Source organism: Cupriavidus sp. 01T418, from assembly GCF_056398885.1.
On sequence record NZ_JBFTQG010000072.1, the window covers coordinates 1 to 21,204 of the forward strand.

The 21,204-nt window shown below is 66.8% G+C and carries 22 protein-coding genes; 13 read left to right on the plus strand and 9 right to left on the minus strand.

The features are described from left to right. From AC1DQ3_RS34555 to AC1DQ3_RS34565, 3 genes are all read right to left on the minus strand, one after another. On the minus strand, positions 1-137 hold a 137-nt coding region (locus AC1DQ3_RS34555), incomplete at its 3' end, for an RRXRR domain-containing protein (protein WP_477124618.1). 314 nt (positions 138-451) lie between these two features. Continuing rightward, positions 452-1,402, minus strand: a complete 951-nt coding sequence (gene xerD, locus AC1DQ3_RS34560) for a site-specific tyrosine recombinase XerD (protein ID WP_477124598.1) — start codon at positions 1,400-1,402, stop codon at positions 452-454. Further along, complete coding sequence (locus AC1DQ3_RS34565) at positions 1,399-1,869, minus strand: methylated-DNA--[protein]-cysteine S-methyltransferase (protein ID WP_477124619.1); 471 nt, start codon at positions 1,867-1,869, stop codon at positions 1,399-1,401. Before AC1DQ3_RS34565 ends, xerD begins: the two co-directional genes overlap by 4 nt. Positions 1,870-2,103: 234 nt before the next feature. Here AC1DQ3_RS34565 and AC1DQ3_RS34570 point away from each other — a divergent pair, with 234 nt between their 5' ends. The 7 genes from AC1DQ3_RS34570 (at position 2,104) to AC1DQ3_RS34600 (ending at position 11,388) form a co-directional block, all read left to right on the plus strand. Beyond that, positions 2,104-3,363, plus strand: coding sequence for an ROK family protein (locus tag AC1DQ3_RS34570; RefSeq protein WP_477124599.1), 1,260 nt, complete (start codon positions 2,104-2,106; stop codon positions 3,361-3,363). Next, positions 3,350-4,969 (plus strand): sugar ABC transporter ATP-binding protein, encoded by a 1,620-nt coding sequence (locus tag AC1DQ3_RS34575; protein ID WP_477124600.1) that lies wholly within the window; start codon positions 3,350-3,352, stop codon positions 4,967-4,969. Before AC1DQ3_RS34570 ends, AC1DQ3_RS34575 begins: the two co-directional genes overlap by 14 nt. 99 nt (positions 4,970-5,068) lie before the next feature. Then, positions 5,069-6,082 carry an ABC transporter permease subunit gene (locus AC1DQ3_RS34580; protein WP_477124601.1) on the plus strand — a complete coding sequence of 338 codons (1,014 nt, stop codon included), beginning with the start codon at positions 5,069-5,071 and terminating at the stop codon, positions 6,080-6,082. A 38-nt stretch (positions 6,083-6,120) separates the two neighbouring features. Continuing rightward, positions 6,121-7,098, plus strand: a complete 978-nt coding sequence (locus tag AC1DQ3_RS34585) for an ABC transporter substrate-binding protein (protein WP_477124602.1) — start codon at positions 6,121-6,123, stop codon at positions 7,096-7,098. A 72-nt stretch (positions 7,099-7,170) separates the two neighbouring features. Then, positions 7,171-8,664, plus strand: a complete 1,494-nt coding sequence (gene zwf / locus AC1DQ3_RS34590; protein WP_477124603.1) for a glucose-6-phosphate dehydrogenase — start codon at positions 7,171-7,173, stop codon at positions 8,662-8,664. Between the two features lie 103 nt (positions 8,665-8,767). After that, complete coding sequence (pgi, locus tag AC1DQ3_RS34595; protein ID WP_477124604.1) at positions 8,768-10,417, plus strand: glucose-6-phosphate isomerase; 1,650 nt, start codon at positions 8,768-8,770, stop codon at positions 10,415-10,417. A 41-nt stretch (positions 10,418-10,458) separates the two neighbouring features. Then, the gene (locus tag AC1DQ3_RS34600) at positions 10,459-11,388 is read left to right on the plus strand and encodes a carbohydrate kinase family protein (protein WP_477124605.1); all 930 of its coding nucleotides are present in this window, start codon (positions 10,459-10,461) and stop codon (positions 11,386-11,388) included. 141 nt (positions 11,389-11,529) lie between these two features. Here the strand turns inward: AC1DQ3_RS34600 and AC1DQ3_RS34605 are convergent, their stop codons facing one another. Together AC1DQ3_RS34605 and AC1DQ3_RS34610 are read right to left on the minus strand one after the other, a co-directional pair. After that, positions 11,530-12,498 carry a tripartite tricarboxylate transporter substrate binding protein BugE gene (locus tag AC1DQ3_RS34605; protein WP_477124606.1) on the minus strand — a complete coding sequence of 323 codons (969 nt, stop codon included), beginning with the start codon at positions 12,496-12,498 and terminating at the stop codon, positions 11,530-11,532. Between the two features lie 138 nt (positions 12,499-12,636). Beyond that, entirely contained in the window at positions 12,637-13,281 is a 645-nt protein-coding gene (locus tag AC1DQ3_RS34610; RefSeq protein WP_477124607.1) for a chalcone isomerase family protein, read from the minus strand. A gap of 130 nt (positions 13,282-13,411) precedes the next feature. On the opposite strand from AC1DQ3_RS34610, the gene AC1DQ3_RS34615 reads away from it, so the two are divergent. After that, positions 13,412-14,305 (plus strand): AEC family transporter, encoded by an 894-nt coding sequence (locus AC1DQ3_RS34615; RefSeq protein WP_477124608.1) that lies wholly within the window; start codon positions 13,412-13,414, stop codon positions 14,303-14,305. Here the strand turns inward: AC1DQ3_RS34615 and queG are convergent. Continuing rightward, positions 14,302-15,528, minus strand: a complete 1,227-nt coding sequence (queG, locus tag AC1DQ3_RS34620) for a tRNA epoxyqueuosine(34) reductase QueG (RefSeq protein WP_477124609.1) — start codon at positions 15,526-15,528, stop codon at positions 14,302-14,304. The genes AC1DQ3_RS34615 and queG overlap by 4 nt on opposite strands. Before the next feature lie 16 nt (positions 15,529-15,544). Between queG and tsaE the strand changes: the two genes are divergently transcribed. After that, positions 15,545-16,066 carry a tRNA (adenosine(37)-N6)-threonylcarbamoyltransferase complex ATPase subunit type 1 TsaE gene (gene tsaE, locus AC1DQ3_RS34625; protein WP_477124610.1) on the plus strand — a complete coding sequence of 174 codons (522 nt, stop codon included), beginning with the start codon at positions 15,545-15,547 and terminating at the stop codon, positions 16,064-16,066. Beyond that, positions 16,060-17,559, plus strand: a complete 1,500-nt coding sequence (locus AC1DQ3_RS34630) for an N-acetylmuramoyl-L-alanine amidase (protein WP_477124611.1) — start codon at positions 16,060-16,062, stop codon at positions 17,557-17,559. The genes tsaE and AC1DQ3_RS34630 overlap by 7 nt, the downstream gene beginning before the upstream one ends. 166 nt (positions 17,560-17,725) lie before the next feature. Here AC1DQ3_RS34630 and AC1DQ3_RS34635 read toward each other — a convergent pair whose 3' ends face one another. Then, on the minus strand, positions 17,726-18,748 hold the full coding sequence (locus AC1DQ3_RS34635) for a bile acid:sodium symporter family protein (RefSeq protein WP_477124612.1): 1,023 nt from the start codon (positions 18,746-18,748) through the stop codon (positions 17,726-17,728). Between the two features lie 95 nt (positions 18,749-18,843). On the opposite strand from AC1DQ3_RS34635, the gene AC1DQ3_RS34640 reads away from it, so the two are divergent. Then, positions 18,844-19,749 (plus strand): LysR family transcriptional regulator, encoded by a 906-nt coding sequence (locus AC1DQ3_RS34640; RefSeq protein WP_477124613.1) that lies wholly within the window; start codon positions 18,844-18,846, stop codon positions 19,747-19,749. A 13-nt stretch (positions 19,750-19,762) separates the two neighbouring features. Here AC1DQ3_RS34640 and AC1DQ3_RS34645 read toward each other — a convergent pair whose 3' ends face one another. Further along, complete coding sequence (locus tag AC1DQ3_RS34645) at positions 19,763-19,897, minus strand: hypothetical protein (RefSeq protein ID WP_477124614.1); 135 nt, start codon at positions 19,895-19,897, stop codon at positions 19,763-19,765. 33 nt (positions 19,898-19,930) lie between these two features. Here AC1DQ3_RS34645 and AC1DQ3_RS34650 point away from each other — a divergent pair, with 33 nt between their 5' ends. Both AC1DQ3_RS34650 and AC1DQ3_RS34655 read left to right on the plus strand, forming a co-directional pair. Further along, on the plus strand, positions 19,931-20,092 hold the full coding sequence (locus tag AC1DQ3_RS34650; RefSeq protein WP_477124615.1) for a hypothetical protein: 162 nt from the start codon (positions 19,931-19,933) through the stop codon (positions 20,090-20,092). Positions 20,093-20,146: 54 nt separating this feature from the next. After that, positions 20,147-20,305 (plus strand): hypothetical protein, encoded by a 159-nt coding sequence (locus tag AC1DQ3_RS34655; RefSeq protein WP_477124616.1) that lies wholly within the window; start codon positions 20,147-20,149, stop codon positions 20,303-20,305. A gap of 516 nt (positions 20,306-20,821) precedes the next feature. Here the strand turns inward: AC1DQ3_RS34655 and AC1DQ3_RS34660 are convergent. Beyond that, on the minus strand, positions 20,822-21,204 hold a 383-nt coding region (locus AC1DQ3_RS34660; RefSeq protein ID WP_477124617.1), incomplete at its 5' end, for a hypothetical protein.

The window sequence follows — 21,204 nt, forward strand, 5'->3', positions numbered from 1 at the left end:
CGCCGATCCACCAGGCGGATGGCGAAGGGCATCACGCGGTGCACGCGCGCGCGGCCGCACGCCAGCAACAGCCTGGCGCGCTTCTCACTGCACGGCATGAGCGGCTTGCCGCGCTTGTCCAACACAAAGACTGCCAAGGCAATCTCTCCCAAAAAGTTGCCCTTACGGGCCTGGTGACGCCTCCCTTGCGGGAGGTCTCCCCTCGGCAATGTTGCGAACCGGCGATCTGCCCCGATCCGTTTCGTGCTTACCCTGTCGCTTGTCTGCAACCGGGGCTTCAAGAGGTTGGAGCTGAGGAAGCATTCCAACGTTGGTCTTGCACCTGGTCGCAACGTAGCGGGTTGGGTACCGCTTTGCCTGGTCAACCCGAGCCTGTTCAGTTGCCTCTACAAGCTCCGGCCTTTAGGCCGGGGTAGTTGACGATGACGGATCGCAATGACCGCGCAGTCTTCTAGCCGCGCGGGTGGTGATGCTGATGCAGTTCCCGCAAGCGCTCGCGCGCCACGTGCGTATAGATCTGCGTGGTGGAAATATCGGCATGCCCCAGCAGCAACTGCACCACGCGCAGGTCGGCGCCGTGGTTGAGCAGGTGGGTGGCAAAGGCATGCCGCAGGGTATGCGGGGACAGCGGCGCGTAGATCTGCGCTTCGCGCGCGTGGCGCTTGACCAGGTGCCAGAAGGCCTGGCGCGTCATGCCCTCGCCGCGCTGGGTGACGAACAGCGCGTCGCAGGCGCGCCCGCCCAGCAGCGCGGGGCGGCCTTCGGCGAGGTAGCGGCGCAGCCAGTCGCCGGCCTCGCTGCCGAAGGGCACCAGCCGTTCCTTGTTGCCCTTGCCGCCCACTACGCGCGCCACGCCTTCGTTGAGACCGACTTCGATGGTCTTCATCTGCGTGAGTTCGGACACCCGCAACCCGCTGGCATACATCAACTCCAGCATGGTGCGGTCGCGCAGTCCGAGCGGCGTGGCAGTGTCCGGTGCTTCGAGCAGGGCTTCGACCTGGGCCTCGGTCAGCGTCTTGGGAAAGCGCGGGGGCTGCTTGGCCGGGCGCAGCAGCAGGCAGGGGTCGGCGGTGATCATGTGTTCGCGCAGCGCCCATTGAAAGAAGCGCCTGAACACGGCGAGCCGCCGGTTGGCCGACGATGCGCGCGTCTCGGGGTGGCGCGATGCGAAGTAACCATTCAGGGCGGCGTCGTCCACCCCCAGCAGCGTGGCCGTAGCGGTGGCATGCAGCCAGCGCGACAGCAGCGTCAGGTCGCGCCGGTAGGCATCCATGGTGTTGCGCGCCAGCCCGTCTTCCAGCCACAGCGCATCGCAGAAACGATGGACCAGGTCCAGGTCGGCAAGCAGCGCCAGGCTGTCCGGGGCTTCGGCGTCGTCTTCAACGGGGGCGAGTTCGTTCATGCCAGCAGCACCCCTTCATGGATCAGCAACCAGCGTTTGATGTCAAGGAAGAAGCCGTCGCCCTGGTGGTTGGCAAAGCCACCGATACCGCTGGCGCCAACAACGCGATGGCAGGGAATCACCACCGGGAAGTAATTGGCCCCGCAGGCCTGCCCGACCGCCCGCGGCGCGCTGGCGAGCTGCCGGGCCACGGCGCCATAGGTGGTGACCTGGCCGCGCGGCACGCTCGCGATGGCTTGCCATACCCGCCGCTGGAAGTCGCTGCCGACCGATGCCAGCGGGATATCGAAGGGCGCATCCGGATCGGCGTAATAGGCCTCGAGCTGCCGCGCCAGCCGTTGCGCGACCGCATTGGCAGGCTCGATGCACTGCATGCTCTCGGGCAGGTAGACGATCTCGCGGACGCATTCGCCGTCGGTACGCACGCCGATCTTGCCAAAAGGCGCGGGAAGGATGGCGTCGAAGATGGAGTCCATGGCAGGGGGCGAAAAGCGCGAGACTGGATTCTAAAGCATGCCGGGGCAGGTGGGATGTCCGGTGGTGCGCAAGGCGCTTTGGCGGCGCAATGCAACCGCTTGCCTCGGGTTTCCCCTTCCTTGAGTTCTGCTCCTCTTTATTATTTAATTCAAACTGAATTAATTAATGCCGCAGCGAACCGATACTGTGATCCAGGCGGCGCTCAGAACAACACCGGAGACGATATGAACAGTGCCAAGGCCGGCCGCGGGGTGAATTCCGCCAGCCTGCGGCTGTACAACGAGCGTGCGCTGCTGCTGGCGCTGCGCCGGGCCGGCGAGGCGTCCAAGGCCGATCTCGCCCGCATGGCCCAGCTCACCAACACGGCGGTGGGCAGCATCGTGCAGACGCTGACCGACGATGGCCTGATCGAAGTGGCGGGCCGCCGCCAGGACGGGCAGCGCGGCCAGCCGGCCAGCCTGATCCGCCTGCAGCCCAAGGGGGCGTTCGGCATCGGCGTGCGGCTGGACCGCGCCAGCATCGAGTGCGTGATGGTGGACTTTGGCGGCGAGATCCTCGCCACCCGTGCCCACCGGATGATCCTGCCGCACCCGGAGCAGGCGCTGGCGATCGTGCGCGACGACGTGGCCGCGCTGCGCGCGCAGCTGACGCCGGCCGAGCGCAAGCGCCTGCTCGGCATCGGCGTGGCCCAGCCTTACAACCTTGGTGCCTGGCTGCGCGAACTGGATCTGCAGGACGAGGCCTCGCAAGCCACCTTCCGCGCCTGGGATGCGGTGGACTTCGCCACGGAACTGGCGGACGCCACCGACATGCCGGTGTTCGGCGAGAACGACGGCACAGCCGCCGCCGTGGCCGAACTGTTCTACGGCCGCCACCACGCGCAGAGTTTCCTCTATGTCTTCCTCGGCCCGGCCATCGGCGGCGGCGTGGCGCTCAATGGCGACTGCGTGCGCGGCGTGTCGGGCAATGCCGGTGATATCGGCATGATGCCGGTGCAGCCGAGCACGCTGGCCTCGGCGCCGCGCACCGGCAAGCGGCGCGACATCCTGCTGGCGCGCGCCTCGCTCAATGCGCTGACGCGCCACCTGCGCCATCACGGCGTGGCCATCGACGGCCACGCCGACCTGGAAGCGCAGGTGCGCGCCGGGCATCCGGCGGTGGCGCAGTGGCTGGAAGACTGTATCGATGCGCTCGCGCCCGCCATGCAATCCGCCCTGGCGGTGCTCGACGTGCCGCTGATCATCCTCGACGCCGATATCGACGCCGGCCTGGTGGCGGCGCTGATCGCACGCCTGCAAGCCGAGCTGGACGAGGGTGCGCCCGAAGCGCGGCGCCCCCCGCGCGTGGTGCGCGGCTGCTTCGGCGCCAACGCTGGCGCGGTCGGCGCTGCTTCGCTGCCGATGTTCATGAATTTCTCGCCGCGGGCCGAAATGCTCAGGGGCGCATCCGCCATGATTCCGGAGGCCAACCATGCCATCGTCTGATCTGCCTGAATTCCCCGCCAGGCCGCCCTTGCTGGTGCTGCGCAATATCTGCAAGACCTTCCCTGGCGTGCGCGCGCTGCGCAAGGTGGAACTGACCGCCTATGCCGGCGAGGTCCATGCCCTGATGGGAGAAAACGGCGCCGGCAAGTCGACTCTGATGAAGATCCTGTCCGGCGCCTACACCGCGGATCCCGGCGGCGAATGCCATATCGACGGGCAACGGGTGGAGATCGACGGGCCGCAATCGGCGCGCGACCTCGGCGTCGCGGTGATCTACCAGGAGCTGAGCCTGGCGCCCAACCTGAGCGTGGCGGAGAACATCTACCTTGGCCGCGCGCTGCAGCGGCGCGGGCTGGTGGCGCGCGGCGAAATGGCGCGCGCCTGCGAGCCCACGCTGGCCCGGCTGGGTGCGGACTTCTCGCCCGTCACCTGCGTCGCCAGCCTGTCGATCGCGCAGCGCCAGCTGGTGGAGATCGCGCGAGCCGTGCACTTCGAGGCGCGCATCCTGGTGATGGACGAACCCACCACGCCGCTGTCCACGCACGAGACGGATCGCCTGTTCGCGCTGATCCGCCAGTTGCGCGGCGAAGGCATGGCGATTCTCTATATCAGCCACCGCATGGCCGAGATCGACGAACTGGCCGACCGTGTGACGGTGCTGCGCGACGGCTGCTTCGTCGGCACGCTGGAGCGCGAGCACCTGTCGCAGGCGGCGCTGGTCAAGATGATGGTGGGGCGCGACTTGTCGGGCTTCTACACCAAGACGCATGGCCTGTCGCGCCAGGGCGAGGTGATGCTGTCGGTGCGCGATGTGGCCGACGGGCGGCGCGTCAAGGGCTGCAGCTTCGATCTGCGCGCCGGCGAGGTGCTGGGGCTGGCGGGCCTGGTCGGCGCGGGCCGCACCGAATTGGCGCGCCTGGTGTTCGGCGCCGATGCGCGCACGCGCGGCGAGGTTCGCATTGCCGGCCCGGCCGGACTGGCCACGCTGCCGGCCGGCGGCCCGCGCCAGGCTATCGATGCCGGCATCGCCTACCTGACCGAGGACCGCAAGCTGCAGGGCCTGTTCCTCGACCAGAGCGTGAACGAGAACATCAATCTCATCGTGGCCGCGCGCGATGCGCTGGGGCTCGGGCGCCTGAACCGGCCCGCCGCGCGCCGGCGGACCTCGGAGGCCATCGATACGCTCGGCATCCGCGTGGCGCATGCGCAGGTCAACGTGGGGGCGCTGTCGGGGGGCAACCAGCAGAAGGTGATGCTGTCGCGCCTGCTGGAAATCCAGCCGCGCGTGCTGATCCTCGATGAGCCCACCCGTGGCGTCGATATCGGCGCCAAGTCGGAAATCTACCGGCTGATCAACGCCCTGGCCGAGAGCGGCGTGGCGATCCTGATGATCTCCAGCGAGCTGCCGGAAGTGGTGGGACTGTGCGACCGTGTACTGGTGATGCGCGAGGGCGCGCTGGCCGGCGAGGTGCGCCCCGCCAGCAGCGCCGCCGAAACCCAGGAACGCATCATCGCGCTTGCCACGGGCGCGGCGCAGCCGGCGCCCGCATGGGTTGGCATGCCGCCGCCGGAAGCATCCGGGGAGGCGCACAGCCTGCTGCATTGAGATAGCGCGCGGGGCCCGGCCCCGCCAGCGAACACGAGATATCGACGCCGCCCCGCAGATCCCCGCAGATCCCCGCAACAGCCGGCGCAGGAGACAACCATGCACGAATCCATTACCCGTCCCGTTCCTTCCTCCGGTCCGGCCGCGCCGACGCCGGGCCTCGGCCGCATCACCACGCAGGAGCGCCTGCGCGCGCTCGGCATGCTGCCCATCCTGGTGCTGTTGTGCATCGGCTTCTCGGTGCTCACCGAGAACTTCGCCGGCTGGCAAAACCTGTCGATCATCGCGCAGCAAGCCTCGATCAATGTGGTGCTGGCCGCGGGCATGACCTTCGTGATCCTGACCGGTGGCATCGACCTGTCGGTCGGCTCGATCCTGTCGATCTCGGCGGTGGTGGCGATGCTGATGTCGCTGGTGCCGCAACTCGGCATGCTGAGCGTGCCGGCCGCGCTGCTGTGCGGCTTGCTGTTCGGCATCGTCAACGGCGCCCTGGTCGCTTTCATGAAACTGCCGCCGTTCATTGTTACGCTCGGCACGCTGACCGCCGTGCGCGGGCTGGCGCGGCTGGTAGGCAACGACAGCACGATCTACAACCCGGATATCGGCTTTGCCTTTATCGGCAACGCGCAGGTGCTGGGCGTGCCCTGGCTGGTGATCATCGCCTTTGCCGTGGTGGCGGTGTCGTGGTTCGTGCTGCGCCGTACCGTGCTGGGCCTGCAGATCTATGCGGTGGGCGGCAATGCGGAAGCGGCGCGGCTGTCCGGCATCAAGGTGTGGGTCGTGCTGCTGTTTGTCTATGCTGTCTCGGGTTTGCTGTCCGGCCTCGGCGGCGTGATGTCCGCCTCGCGGCTGTACGCCGCCAACGGGCTGCAACTGGGCCAGTCGTATGAACTCGATGCGATCGCGGCGGTCATTCTGGGCGGCACCAGCTTTGTCGGCGGCACCGGCTCGATCGCCGGCACGCTGGTGGGGGCACTGATCATCGCGGTGCTGTCCAACGGCCTGGTGCTGCTGGGCGTGTCCGATATCTGGCAGTACATCATCAAGGGCCTGGTGATCATCGGCGCGGTGGCGCTCGACCGCTATCGCCGCAAGGGCTCGGCGCGCACCTGAGGCGCTTGCGCTGAACACACGGCAACTGGAGGCAAGACATGTCCAAGCATTACCTGGCGGCACTCGCGCTGGCGGCAACGAGCGTACTGTGCAGCGGCGCAGCGGCACAGACCGCGCCGGCCCCGGCATCGGCGAGCGCCGCGGTGCAAAGGCCGCTGAAGAAAGTCGGCGTCACGCTCGGCTCGCTGGGCAACCCGTACTTCGTCGCGCTGGCACACGGCGCCGAGGCGGCGGCCAGGAAGATCAACCCGGACGCCAAGGTCACCGTGCTGTCCGCCGACTACGACCTCAACAAGCAGTTCTCGCATATCGACAGTTTCATCGTGTCGAAGGTGGACCTCATCCTGATCAACGCGGCCGATGCGCGCGCCATCGAGCCCGCCGTGAGGAAGGCCCGCAAGGCCGGCATCGTAGTGGTGGCGGTGGACGTGGCCGCGGCGGGTGCCGACGCCACGGTGCAGACCGACAACACCCAGGCCGGCGAACTCGCCTGCGCCTTTCTTGCCGAACGGCTGGGCGGGCGCGGCAACCTGATCATCCAGAACGGCCCGCCGGTGTCCGCCGTGCTGGATCGCGTGAAGGGCTGCAAGAGCGTGCTGGACCTGCACCCCGGCATCCATGTCCTGTCCGACGACCAGGATGCCAAGGGCTCGCGCGAGGGCGGGCTCAATGTCATGCAGCTTTACCTGACCCGTTTCCCCAAGGTCGATGCGGTCTTCACCATCAACGATCCGCAGGCGGTTGGCGCCGACCTGGCCGCGCGCCAGCTGAACCGGCGCGGCATTCTGATCGCCTCGGTAGATGGCGCGCCCGATATCGAGGCCGCGCTCAAGGCAAATACCCTGGTGCAGGCCTCGGCCAGCCAGGACCCCTGGGCGATCGCGCGCACCGCGGTGGAGATCGGCGTAGGGCTGATGAACGGCAAGCCGCCCGCATCCCGCACGGTGCTGCTGCCTTCCACGCTGGTGACGCGCGCCAATGTGAAGGACTACAAGGGATGGGCTGCGCCGCGCTAGCGCGGCAGCGGATTGCCTCATCCCGTTTCGAACCGATAAACCGATGAACCGAAAGACCAACCGACTGGTGACATGATGCAAAGCAATACTGTAGGCGCCGTGCCCGAATTCGACTTCGTGCTGTTCGGCGGCACCGGGGATCTGGCCACGCGCAAACTGCTGCCGGCGCTGTTCGACGCGCACTGCGTGGGCTCGCTGCACCCGCGCGGGCGCATTCTCGCGCTGGGCAGCCAGCCGCTCGGCCAGGAGGCCTACCTGGCCATGCTGGAGGCCAAGGTGCGTCCCGCGTTGCCGGCGGCCGCGGATGCCGAAACCTGGCGGGCCTTTGCCGAGCGCATTTCCTACCTGCAGGTGGACGCCAAGGTGCCGGAGGGTTTCGATTCCCTGGCCGAACTGGTGCGCGCGCGCGCCGCGCCGGTGGTGGTGTTCTATCTCGCCACCGGGCCGCACCTGTTCGTGCCGATCTGCGACCAGTTGGCCCGCACCGGGCTCAATCACGCCGGTGTGCGCATCGTGCTGGAGAAGCCGCTCGGCCATGACCTGGCCTCGTCCGATGCGATCAACTCCGCGGTGGCGCGCCATTTTGCCGAAGACCAGATCTACCGCATCGACCACTACCTCGGCAAGGAATCGGTGCAGAACCTGATGGCGATGCGCTTTGGCAACGTGCTGTTCGAACCGCTGTGGCGGCGCGAATGGGTGCGCGATGTGCAGATCACCATTGCCGAGGAAATCGGCGTGGAAAAGCGCGGCGCCTTCTACGACGGCATCGGCGCGCTGCGTGACATGGTGCAGAACCACCTGTTGCAACTGCTGTGCATGGTGGCGATGGAGCCGCCCTCCAGCCTGTCCGAGGACGCGATCCGCGACGAGAAGCTGAAGATCCTCAAGGCGCTCAAGCCGATCGCGCTGAACGAAGTGGCCGAGAAAGTGGTGCGCGGACAGTACTGCCGCGGCGCGGCCAGCGGAGACGCGGTGCCGGGGTATGTGAACGAAGCCGCCGTCTCGCCCGACAGCCAGACCGAGACCTTCGTCGCCATCAAGGCCGAGATCGCCAACTGGCGCTGGGCCGGGGTGCCGTTCTACCTGCGCACCGGCAAGCGCATGCAGTCGCGTGTGGCCGAGATCGTGATCCAGTTCCGCGATGTGCCGTACTCCCTGTTCCCGCGTCCGCTCGACCACGAGCCCGGCAACCGGCTGGTGATCACGCTGCAGCCGGAGGAAAGCATCCGCCTGCATTTTCTGGTCAAGCATCCCGGCGATACCCAGTCGCTCCAGCCCGCCACGCTGGATCTGCAACGCATGCTGCCGCGCGGGCAGGGCGGCCGCCACGAACGCAAGACAGGCGCTTACGAGCGGCTGCTGCTCGACGTGATCCGTGGCCGGCTCGGCCTGTTCGTGCGGCGCGACGAGCAGGCGCAGGCCTGGCGCTGGGTCGCGCCCATCCAGCAGGCATGGGCACAGAGCAATCTCGCGCCCAAGCTCTACACCGCGGGCACCTGGGGGCCCGCCGCCTCGAGCGCGCTGCCGTCGCGCGATGGCGCGGTCTGGCACGAAGAGCTGTGAAAAGCGCTGTGAATAGCGCTGTGAATAGAGCTGTGAAGTACGTTTGAAGCATGCCGGCGCACTGGCGATTGCCTGTGCGCCGGCAAGTACAGGAGTTGTCCCGATGTCCGCTATGTCCCAAGTGTCCCACCATCTACCCGCCTGGCAACGGCTGCAAGCGCATGCGCAAGTCATCCGCGCTGCTCACCTGCGCGACTGGTTCGACGGCCAGCAGGGCGAAGCGCGCGGTGCCGGCTTCGTGGCCGAAGCGGCCGGCCTGACGCTGGACTATGCCAAGAACCGCGTCACCGACACCACCATGGCGCTGTTGTTCGGACTCGCCCGCGAGGCCGGCGTGGCCGCGCGCCGCGATGCGATGTTTCGCGGCGAAGCGGTCAACACCACCGAGCGCCGCGCCGCGCTGCATATGGCGTTGCGCGCGTGGCCGGAGGATGGCTTCCATGCGCAGGGCGTGGCGGTGGGCGGCGATGTGGCCGCGGTGCTGGCGCAGATGGAACGCTTCGCCGACGCCGTGCGCGGCGGCTCCTGGCGCGGCTGGAACGGCCGCGCGATCACCGACGTGGTCAATATCGGCATCGGCGGCTCGGACCTGGGGCCGCGCATGGTCTGCCGCGCGCTGGCGCACCTGGATAGCGAAGCGCCGCGCATGCATTTCGTCGCCAACGTGGACGGCAGCGATCTCGCCGCCGTGCTCGCGCGGCTGGATGCCGCCAGCACGCTGGTGGTGGTTTGCTCCAAGACCTTCACTACGCTCGAGACCATGGCCAACGCGCAGACCGCGCGCGCCTGGTTCCTGCGCCACGGCGTGCCGCAGGCGCAACTGGCCAGCCATTTCGTCGCGGTTTCCACCAACCGGGAGGCAGTGGCCGCGTTCGGCATCGATCCGGTCAATATGTTCCCGTTCTGGGACTGGGTGGGCGGGCGCTTCTCGCTGTGGTCGGCGGTTGGCCTGTCGATTGTGCTGTCGATCGGCTTTGCGCGTTTTCGCCAGCTGCTCGACGGCGCCCGCGCCATGGACCGGCATTTTGCCGAAGCCGACGCGCCGCAGAACATGCCGATGATCCTCGGTCTGCTGGACGTCTGGTATCGCAGTTTTCTCGGCACCGGCAGCCGCTGCGTGGCGCCATATTGCGAGCCGCTCGAATTGCTGCCCGCCTTCCTGCAGCAGCTTGAAATGGAGAGCAACGGCAAGTCCGTGCAGCTCGACGGCGCCGCTGCCGCGCAAGGCACCGCGCCGGTGGTGTGGGGGACGACCGGCACCAACGGCCAGCATGCCTATTTCCAGATGGTGCACCAGGGCTCGCACTGGATGCCGGTGGATTTCATCGCCGCGCTCGAACCGGTGCATCCGATGCCCGGCCACCACGGCAAGCTGCTCGCCAACTGCTTTGCCCAGGGCGAGGCGCTGCTGCGCGGCCGCACCGCCGAGGAGGTCAGGGCGCTGGGCGTGCAGGACGAGGCGCTGGTGCCGCATATGGTGTTCGAAGGCAACCGGCCCAGCAATACGCTGCTGCTGCAGCGGCTCGATCCCTATCACCTGGGTGCGCTGATTGCGCTCTCCGAGCATCGCACCTTCGTGCAGGGTGTGCTATGGAATATCAACTCCTTCGACCAGTGGGGTGTGGAGCTGGGCAAGCAACTGGCCGCGCCGATTGCCAGCGAGCTGGATGGCGGGCCGTCGCGGCCGCACGATGCTTCCACCGCAGGCCTGATCCGGCGCGCGCTGGCCGCGGCGTCGGCGTGGCAAGGCTGACACGCGGCGCGCAGCGGCTATCCAACACAGCAGGGGATGCAATGACAACGACACCATGGCCCGCTTACGTCGTCTTCGGCGAGGCATTGACCGACATGGTTCACCAGGGTGGACAGGACTGGCTCGGCCTGCCCGGCGGCTCGTGCTGGAACGTAGCCCGCGTGGGCGCGCGGCTGGGTATTCCCACCGCCTTTGCCGGAGCGATCAGTTGCGACACGCTGGGCGACCAGCTTGCCCGGGCCAGCGAGGACGCCGGGCTGGACCTGCGTTTCCTGCAGCGGGTGGAACGCTCGCCGCTGCTGGCCTTTGTCGGCGTGCAGCACCCGCCGCAGTACTTCTTCGTCGGTGACGATAGCGCCGATCTCTACTTCGATCCCGCGCGCTTGCCGCAGGGCTGGCGCCAGGCCGCGCGTACGGTGCATTTCGGCTCACTGAGCCTGGCGCGCCAGCCGCTGGCCGCGCGCCTGTGCGAGGAAGCCACGCAAGCCGCGGCAGCGGGCAAGCGCATCGCCTTCGACCCCAACTTCCGCACGCCCATGCGCGCACCGGAATACCAGCCGGTCTTCGCGCATATTGCCGGGCTGGCGGATTACATCAAGGTATCGGACGAAGACTTGCGTGGCCTGTACCCGGCGCTGGACGCGCACGCCGCGCTTGCCGCGCTCAGGGCGCTGGCCCCGCGCGCGAGCGTGCTGCTGACGCGCGGCGCGCACGGCATGACGCTGCTGCGCGGGGACGAGGCTTGCGAGCAGCCGGTGTTTGCCGTCGAGGTGGTCGATTCGGTGGGCTGCGGCGATGCTGCCATGGGAGGCTGGATGGCGGGGTTGCTGCTGGAGCCCGAGGCGACGCTGGCACGGCAGGCGCGCTGGGCGGCGGCTACCGCGGCAGTGGCAGCCACGCGGGCGGGGGCGTATTCGCCTGCGGTGGCGGAGGTTCAGGCGCTGCTGCAACCGGCGGCGATCGCCGCCTGAGGCCCGCTGCTCGTCGGGCAGCCAAAGAGTCCGCGCAAAGAATCCGCGCAAAGAATCTTCGTTGGCGCGCGCCCCTCTCGCACCCACAAGTGGGAAAGGGGCGCAAACCGGCTGCATCGCAGCCTTGTCAGCCAGCGAAAATCACTGCTCCAGCTTGATGTTCTGCACCTGCACCAGGGTCTTCATCTTCGCGAACTCCTTCTTGATCTCCGCCGCATGCTGCGCCGGCGTATTGCCCGAGGGTTCGGCGCCGGCGGTGCGCAGGCGCTGCTGGAAGTCCTTGTCCTGCAGGGCCTTGACGGCGGCCTCGTTGAGCTTCTTGATGACGTCGTCGGGCGTGCCGGCCGGCGCCACCAGGCCGTACCAGGCCGGGTCGTTCGGCTCCTTCAGGCCCATTTCGCCGAAGGTCGGCACGTCCGGCAGCGAGTCGATGCGCTTGTTCCATGCCACCACGATCGGGCGCAGCTTGCCGGCCTTGATGTAAGGCATCGAGGAGGGCAGGTTGTCGACCATGATCGGCACCTGGCCTGCCAGCACGTCGTTCAGCGCCGGGCCTGCGCCACGGTACGGGATATGGACCATGAAGGTCTTGGTCGAGACCTTGAACTGCTCGCCCAGCATATGGCCGAAGGCGCAAGTGCCGGACGTGGCGAACGAATACTTGCCCGGGTTGGCCTTCAGCACGGCCAGGAATTCCTTGTAGTCCTTGGCCGGGAAGTTCGGGTTGACCGCGATCACGTTGGCCACGTTGGCCAGGTTGGTGATGGGCCTGAAGTCCTTGATCGGGTCGTACGACAGCCTGGGATTGCAAGCCGGGTTGACCGCCATGGTGGAGACGGTGGAGATGCCGATGGTGTAGCCGTCGGGCGCGGCTTTGGCGATGGCGTCGGCACCGATCGAGCCGCCGCCGCCGGCACGGTTTTCCACCACCACGGGCTGGCCCAGGATGCGGCTCATCTGGTCGGCCGCGCCGCGGCCCACGATGTCGGTGGTGCCGCCGGGCGCGAACGGGATGATCAGCCGGATCGGCTTGCTCGGGAAACTTTGTGCCTGCGCCAGTGTGGCGGCGGCTGCCAGGCCCAGGGCCAGTGCGATTTTGCCAGATTGCATGCGTCGTATCTCCTGTCAAATGACCGGGCAGGGATATCCCGCCCTGGGTAAAGAACGCCGGTCAGGTATCCGCGGTGGCGCAGCGGCGAGGCCGGCGGCGTGAATGCTGGCGGGCGGGCCGGTTGGCAGCCCCTGGGGTCAAGTGCCCAGGAGGCCGCGCTTGAGTGCCCGGTCGACCGGATGGTCGCCAAGGAAAATGCGCAGCACCGCCTGGTAGAAATCCTCGCCCGGGACCGGCCTGCCGCGCGGCGTGCCGTTGATGGCCATCACCGTGCCGCCATCGGGCGAGAAGTCGATATCGATCACGTCGCCTTTGTGCGCCGTGCCGATCTGGTCAATGGTCTGCCTGAGCTGGAGCATGCGGTCGGACAGCTGCCGCAGCTGGAGCTCGCTGTGGTTTTCGCGCAGCCCTTCGTTCAGCGCCTTGATAAAGGTATCGGCCGGAATCTCGCGCAGCGGCCGGATCTGCAGGCGCTTGGGACCGGGGTCGCCCAGCACCACGGTGGCATTGCGCGCCTTTTCCTGCAGGTACAGCGCGGCCACGTAGCCCTTCAGGATGAACGTCGAGCGCAGGCCGGTGCCGTTAAGCTGCAGATCCTTGCCGCCGACCCGGATCGCGTCGTCGAAGCGGATCCCTTCGACGACGTTGGCGCGCACATGCCCTGGCTGCATGGCCAGGACCGCGCCCATGCAGAGGGTGAGCGCCAGCTGGCTGACGCGGCGGCGCAGCGGGATGCGTGCAAACGGGGTGCGGCGGGAAAACGGGGTACGACGGGAAAACATGGAGGGTAGACGGTACGACGGGACGTGCCATATTTATCGATTTCTGAAACAATACCAATCGGTATCTGCCCTAGTCTGCACTTGGTTGCACCTGCCGCCACGCGGCGGCCATCACAATAAAAACGAGACGATGTCTTCTGCTCTCCTGCTGGTGCCGGATTTCAGCCTGATCCTGATTGGCTGGCTGCTGGTGCGCTACACCCCCTTCGACCGTGCCTTCTGGTCTGGCGTCGAGCGCCTGGTCTACTTCGTGCTGTTCCCCGCGCTGTTGCTGCAGTCCACCAACAGCGCCAAATTTGATTTCTCGTCCACCTCGGCCATGCTCGGCCTGGCGCTGATGACCACTGCCTTCGGCATGGTGGGCGGCTACGCCGTCAAATGGGTGCTGCGGCCTGAGCCGCTGGATTTCGCTTCCGGACTGCAGACCGCATTCCGCTTCAATTCCTATATCGGGCTGGCGCTGGCGTCGCGGCTGGGCGGCGGCGAGGGTCTCGCCATGATGGCGGTGATCGTAGGCTGCACGGTGCCGCTGTGCAATGTTGCCGCCGTCTGGGCGCTGGCCCGCCACGGCGAATCCCGCTTGTGGCGCGAACTGGCGCGCAACCCGCTGATCCTGGCCACCGCCGGCGGCCTGCTGACCAACCTGATCGGGCTGCACCCGCCCGAAGTGGTGGCGATGACGCTGAACCGGCTTGGCTCCGCCTCGACCGCGCTGGGCCTGATGACGGTGGGCGCCGGCCTGCAGATGAGCGGCGCCACGGGCGCGCTGGGGCCGGTGGCGTGGTGGAGCGGGGTCAAGCTGCTGGCCATGCCGTGCTTTGCCTGGGCGGTCGGGCGGCTGTTGCCGCTGACCGAGCTGCAGTCGCAGATCGTGGTGCTGTTCGCCTCGTTGCCGACCGCGTCGAGCGCCTACATCCTGGCCGTGCGCATGGGCGGCAACGGGCCGATGGTGGCCGCGACGATTTCCGTCATGACCGTGGTGGCCATCGTCACCACGCCGTTCTGGCTGTCTTTGGTCAGTTAGCGTGCGCTTCGGCGCTGGGCGCTGGGCGCTTGCGCCAGCGCCCAGTCGATATGCTCGCGCACCAGCGGGCTGGCATCCGGCTGGCGCGCGCTGAGCGCGGCGCGGATGCGCGCGGCCAGCGCCGCGTCGCCGCTGGCGCAAGCGGCGCGCAGGCTGTTGCCCAGCCCCACCGCCAGGTTGCGCAGCCAGCGCTCATGGCCGATGCGCCGGATCGGGCTGCCTTCGAGCCGCTGGTTGAATTCCGTCTCGGTCCAGCCGAACAGCTCGGCCATGTCGGGCGCGTCGAAGCCGTTGCGCACGTCGAAGTCGGGCAGCGTGGCGCGGTGGGCGAACTTGTTCCAGGGGCAGGCCAGCTGGCAATCGTCGCAGCCGTACACGCGGTTGCCCATCGGCGCGCGCAGTTCCGCGGGGATGGCGCCCTTGTGCTCGATGGTCAGGTAGGAGATGCAGCGGCGCGCGTCGATGCGGTAAGGCTCCAGGATGGCCTGGGTCGGGCAGATATCGATGCAGCGGCGGCAACTGCCGCAGTGGTCCGGTTCGGGCGCGTCGGCGGGGAAGGGCACATCGACCAGGATCTCGCCGAGGAAGAACATCGAGCCGCCTTCGCGGTCGAGCAGCAGCGTATGCTTGCCGCGCCAGCCCAGGCCACCCTGGGCGGCCAGTGCCACCTCCATCACCGGTGCCGAATCGGTGAACACGCGGTAGCCGAACGGGCCGATGGCGGCCTCGATGCGGCTGGCGAGCTGCTGCAGGCGGTTGCGCAGGACCTTGTGATAATCGCGGCCCCGGGCATAGAGCGAGATCACGGCGGTGGCGGGATCGTCGAGCCGCGCGAGTTCGTGGGCACGCCAGTCGTCGGGGCCCTCGGCCGGCAGGTAAGGCATGCGCGCCACGATGGCGCGCACCGTGCCGGGCACGAGTTCGGCCGGCCGGGCGCGCCGCAAGCCGTGGTTCGCCATATAATCCATGTCGCCGTGGTAGCCCTGCGCCAGCCACGCCATCAATCCTGCTTCAGCCCGGCTGAGATCCACTTCGGCGATGCTGACCGCGTCGAAGCCGAGCTCCGCGCCCCAGGCCCGGATCGAGCGCACCAATGCCGCCAGCCCGGCGGCGTCCGTGCCCGGACGTGCAAGGGAGGGCTCAAGGCCAGGCTCGCCCGGGGGGGCGGAGCCGCTGGCAGGAGGGGGCGAGGCGGTTGGCACCTGGGCTGCTCGGTCGATCATTCCCCAATTGTACGCAATGCCCCTGCTCCAAGAACGCACACTGAACCTGGCTGACGAAGCGGCCACCGCCCGGCTGGGCGCGGCGCTGGCCGAGGCCGTGCGCAAGCTGCCGCCCCAGACCGTGCACCTGCAGCTTTCGGGCGACCTCGGCGCCGGCAAGACCACGCTGTCGCGCGCCATCCTGCGCGCGCTTGGCCACGCGGGCAAGGTGCGCAGCCCCACCTACACGCTGTGCGAGCCCTATTCGGTCACGCGCGCGGATGGCTCGCCGCTGACCGCCTATCACTTCGACCTGTACCGTTTCGCCGATCCGGAGGAATGGGCCGACGTCGGTTTTCGGGATTGTTTTGCCGAACCGGCCGTCAACCTGGTGGAGTGGCCGGAGAAAGCCGGCCGCCTGCTTGGGGAACCGGACCTTCTCCTGTTGCTCCAATCGGACACAAGCGACGCCGACGACGCCGACGATGCAGCCGAACGCCGTATCGTCACGCTTCGTGCCTATACTCAGACTGGACTTATCCTGCTTTGCGCATGCTGATCAAGCGACTCGCCACCGACCGCCCCGACGACATCCTGCTGGCCCGCCGTAAATGGCTGGCGCAGTGCCTCAAAGCCAGTGCAGGCACCGTGGTGCTGACACTGGCCGGACCGCAGATCGCCTTCGGCGCCGGCATTGTCGCGGTGCGGGTCTGGCCCGCCGAGGAATACACCCGCGTCACCATCGAATCCGATGCGCCGCTGGCCGCCGTCCACCAGATGGTTCACGGCCCGGACCGGCTGGTGGTGGACATCGACGGCCTCGATCTCTCGCCGACCCTGCGCGAGCTGGTGGCCAAGATCACTTCCAACGATCCCTATATCCAGACCGTGCGCGTGGGACAAAACCGCCCGCGCGTGGTGCGGCTGGTGTTCGACCTGAAGGAAGACGTCTCGCCCCAGGTGTTCACGCTGGCGCCGATCGGCGACTACCGCAACCGGCTGGTGTTCGATCTTTATCCGGTCAATCCGCCCGACCCGCTGTGGAAGCTGGTGCGCGACACCGAGGACAAGCAGCGCCGCTTTGCCGCCTCGCAGCCGCCGGCCGGAGCCGACGGCGTGTCCGGCGCGCCTGCCACGGGCGAGGAGGATGCCATCGGCGCGCTGGTGCGCAAGTTCGAGGACAAGGGCCCCAACCCGGTGCCGGCCTTGCCGCCGATGGCCGCGGTCAAGCCCAGGCCGCCGGGCCCCTCGACCGCGCCATCGGCACCGCCCTTGGCGCAGGCCAATCCGCCTGCTTCGCTGCCGGCCAATAACCCGCCGGCGGAACGCCCCTTCAAGATGCGCCGGCTGCTGACGGTAGCGATCGATCCCGGCCATGGCGGCGAGGATCCCGGCGCCATCGGCGCGTCCGGCTCGCGGGAGAAAGACGTGGTGCTGCAGATCGCCCAACGGCTGCGCGCCAAGATCGATGGGCAGCCGAATATGCGCGCCATGATGACGCGCGACGCGGACTTCTTCGTCCCGCTCAACGTACGCGTGCAAAAGGCACGCCGCGTGCAGGCCGACCTGTTCGTGTCGATCCATGCCGATGCCTTCCTGTCGCCGGAAGCCAAGGGCGCCTCGGTATTCGCCTTGTCCGAGCGCGGCGCATCGAGCAGCGCGGCGCGCTGGATGGCCAACAAGGAGAACGCCTCCGACCTGATCGGCGGCGCCAATATGGGCAACAAGGATGCGCAGGTGGCGCGCGTGCTGCTGGACCTGTCCACCACCGCGCAGATCAATGACAGCCTGCAGGTGGGCAAGGCCGTGCTGGCGGAGATCGGCGGCATCAACCGGCTGCACAAGGGCAGCGTGGAGCAGGCGGGCTTTGCCGTGCTGAAGGCGCCGGATATTCCCTCGATCCTGGTCGAGACGGCGTTCATCAGCAATCCCGAAGAGGAGCGCAAGCTCAACGACGACGGACACCAGGAGCAGTTGGCCAATGCCATCCTGCGCGGCATCCGCAATTACTTCGCGCGCAATCCGCCGCTGTCGAAGAATCCATCGGTGTAGATGCGCTAAAAACCATCTGCCATGACGACGGTGCTTACTCCTTCTCCCCTCAGGGGAGAGGGGAGCAAACCGGCAGGCGCCCGACGCCCACTCACGTCCGACAAACCAGAAAACAAAACGGCCGGCAACTCGATTGCCGGCCGTTTGCCAGTCTGTGCCTCAAGACTCAGGCGCGCGCGGCAGCACCCCTTGGCAGCGCGTCGCGGCTGGCATAGCGCGAGGCGATCACCGAGCAGACGATCAGCTGCAACTGGTGATAGACCATCAGCGGCAGCACCAGCAGGCCCAGCGCCGGGTGGCCGGCAAACAGGATCTTGGCCATCGGGATGCCGTTGGCCAGGCTCTTCTTGGAGCCGCAGAACACCGCGGTGATTTCGTCTTCCACCGAGAAGCCGAGGCGGCGCGCGGTGAAGGTGGTGTTGGCCAGGATCACCAGCAGCAGCACGGCTGCCAGCACCATCACGGCGCCGATGGTTTCCCAGCTGTATTTGTGCCACAGGCCGGCGGCGGTGGCGTCGCAGAACGAGGAATAGACGATCAGCACGATCACGCCGCGGTCGATCTTGCTGGTGACCTGCTTCTTCCTGGCCAGCCAGCTGCCGATCAGCGGGCGGGCCAGCTGGCCCAGCGCGAACGGCAGCAGCAGTTGCAGCGCGACGCCGGTCAGGGCCTTGCCCAGCGGCATCGAGGCACCGCTGGCGCTGATCACCAGGCCCATCAGCAACGGCGTGACGGCCATGCCGATCAGGCCGGAAATGGTGGCGTTGAAGATGGCGCCCGGCACGTTGCCGCGCGCCATCGAGGTCATTGCCACCGAGGAGGACACGGTCGACGGCAGCGCGCACAGGTAGAACACCCCCAGCAGCAGTTCGGCGGGCAGCGCGTTGCGCAGGCCGAACATCAGCGCCAGCCCGACCACCGGGAAGACAATATAGGTGAAGCCCTGCACGAAGGCATGCAGGCGCCAGTGGCGCGCGCCGGCCACCAGCTTGTCGCGCGACAGCGCCGCGCCATGCAGGAAGAAGACCAGGGCCACGCCCAGGCTGGTGACCATGCCAAGGTGCAGCGGGCCGTCGCCCGCCCCGATTCCCGGTGCCAGCAGCGCGATGCCGATGGCGGCGAGCATGATCAACACGAAGCCGTCGATCAGGTCATAGATTTTCTTGAAGGGTGACAGGATGGCTGACATGAAAGCAAGGTTGGATTAGGGTTTCGCCTAGTATTGGACGCTAGCGAAGCCTAGAATGCAAATTCATTTATCTCATCCATTCATCTGATACACGCATGAATTACACCCTGCGCCAGTTGCGCGTCTTTCTTGCCGTGGTCGGGCATGGCAGCTTCAGCCGCGCTGCGGATGCTGTCGGCCTGACCCAGCCCGCTGTCAGCCGCGGCGTGGCTGAGCTTGAGGAAGCACTTGGCGTGCGCTTGCTTGACCGCACCACGCGGGAAGTGCTGGTGACCGGTGCGGGGCAGGCGCTGGCGCCGGCGATCGAGCGCCTGCTTGGCCAGCTGGACGACACGCTGGAAGAAACACGGCAACTCGGCGAGCGCTATCGCGGCCGCGTTGTGATTGCCAGCGCACCCACGATTTCGGCGCGCCTGATGCCGCTGTATGTGTCGGCGTGCGCGCGCCAGTACCCGGACATCCGCCTGACCGTGCGCGATAACGTGCAGGCCGACGGTCTGGAGCAGATCCGGGCGGGGGCGGTGGACTTCGGCGTGCTGATCGATCCGCAAGCGCCCGAAGGACTGACCATCGCGCCGTTGGCCACCGATCCGTTCTGTTTTGTATGCCGGCGCGATCACCCGCTGGCGGAGTCCGAATCAGTGCCGTGGTCGGCACTCGATGGCATGGCGCTGGTCCTGCTCGATTTCGCCTCCGGCAGCCGGCCGCTGATCGACCGCATCTTCGCCAGTCATGGCGTGTCGCCCAATGTGGTGCAGGAGCTTGGGCATTCGGCCAGCGTGTTCGGCATGGTCGAGGCCGGCATCGGCGCCTCGGTACTGCCCTCGTTCTCGCTGCCGCTGCCCGCCGCCTCGCCGCTGGTCTGGCGGCCGCTGACGCCGCGCGAGGAGCGCCGCATCGTCATGGTCTGCCGGGAAGACCGCTCCCTGTCGCCTTCGGCAGCGGCGGTCTGGCAGATGGTGCGCAGCCTGCCGCTGCCGGCCGAGCCGGCCATGCCATGAGGCGCAGCCAGGCTTAGCCGCGTGTAGCCGTCAGCATCACCGCTGCCAGCGCAAAGCTGCCGTCTTCCTCGACCAGGCAGTGCTCACGTACTTGCGCCGGTGCCAACTGCCACAGGTGCCGGATGGCGGCCACTGCCGCTTTCGTCATTCCGCGCGCGGCCTGCTGCATTTCGAGCAGCTCATGCTGCTGCCCGCCGCAGTGCCGGGGCGGATGCCTTCCAGCGATACGAATGGACGGTGGGTCAGCTTCTCGCTGCGCGGCACTCGGATCCAGGCAACAACGCCGTTAGAGATCCTCACGTCAAATTCGGTCTATTACTATGTACCCGCAGGCGTGCATTGAGTAGTCTATTCATTCGCGATATTTGAAGTGTAGATTATTCGCGAAGACAAAAAGGTGGATCCAGTTGATGGTCCCACTGGAATGCTGGCCACACAGGCGCTGCATTACGTGGTCGAACGCATCGCCTATGCCGGTCAGATGAAACGGGCCGAATCCAATGCCAGCCAGGGTTTCGAGAAAGCGCGGCGCCGCATCGATAGCGTCGGGCTTTAACGATACGGCGCCTACCTGTTGATCAGTGTCAAGCGGCCGGCCAAGTCAAGGCTGAAGGAAGTGCTGCGCCCGATTGCTCGTCTTGGTGGATTCCGTGGCCGCAAGAGCGATGGCAAGAAGACGATCCGAATTGACTTGAAAAAGGCTCACGTCACTGCGTGAGTTACGAACAGCCGACGACGAAAATAGTTGCGAACAACCGCATAGGTTTGGGGTAGTGGGGTAATGATATGAAGACCGGGAAGTATATTCTAGGCATTGTGGTTCTGGTGGTTTTTGCTTTTTCGCTGGGTAAGATCTCTGTCCGTGCAAAGGAGCGGGAGACGATGAGGGAGATTCATGACGGCCCTTGTATAGTGCCATTCCCGCTGGCGTGCGGAGGGGAAATAATTGAATGCGATGATTCGGGTGAAAAAAGCTGGATGCGATTACTTTGATCTAGTTTTTTCTGAGGGAGCGGACTGGCCGAAGGAGAAGCATGATGAGTGGATGACGATCTTTCGAGGTTGGGAATTATTATTGGATGATTGGATCGAGATGCTGTTTGAGTTTAGGCGTAATAACGCGAAGGCGTTGCATGGGGAAACAGCCATCTTGTGAGATCCCACATTGTGGTGGCCGAGCGTCTGGATCGGTCTCTTTGGATATCGCAGCAGTCAATGAACCAAGAGTGTTCCGGCGGCAACCCAACCAAGAAAATCCAGTAAATGGGAGATTTATTGGATTTGATGGTTTGTCTGGGGTGATTTTCGGCGTTGTTGCATAAATCCGGCTGCCGCGCGGGCTGACGTTTACGCGCAACAGCCAGGGTGGCACCTCTGTTAACTCTTCGCGGACTTGCGTAGATTCTCGACTTTTTCCCGAGAAGATGCGCAAGGACGAACACAAGCGAAGCGAGC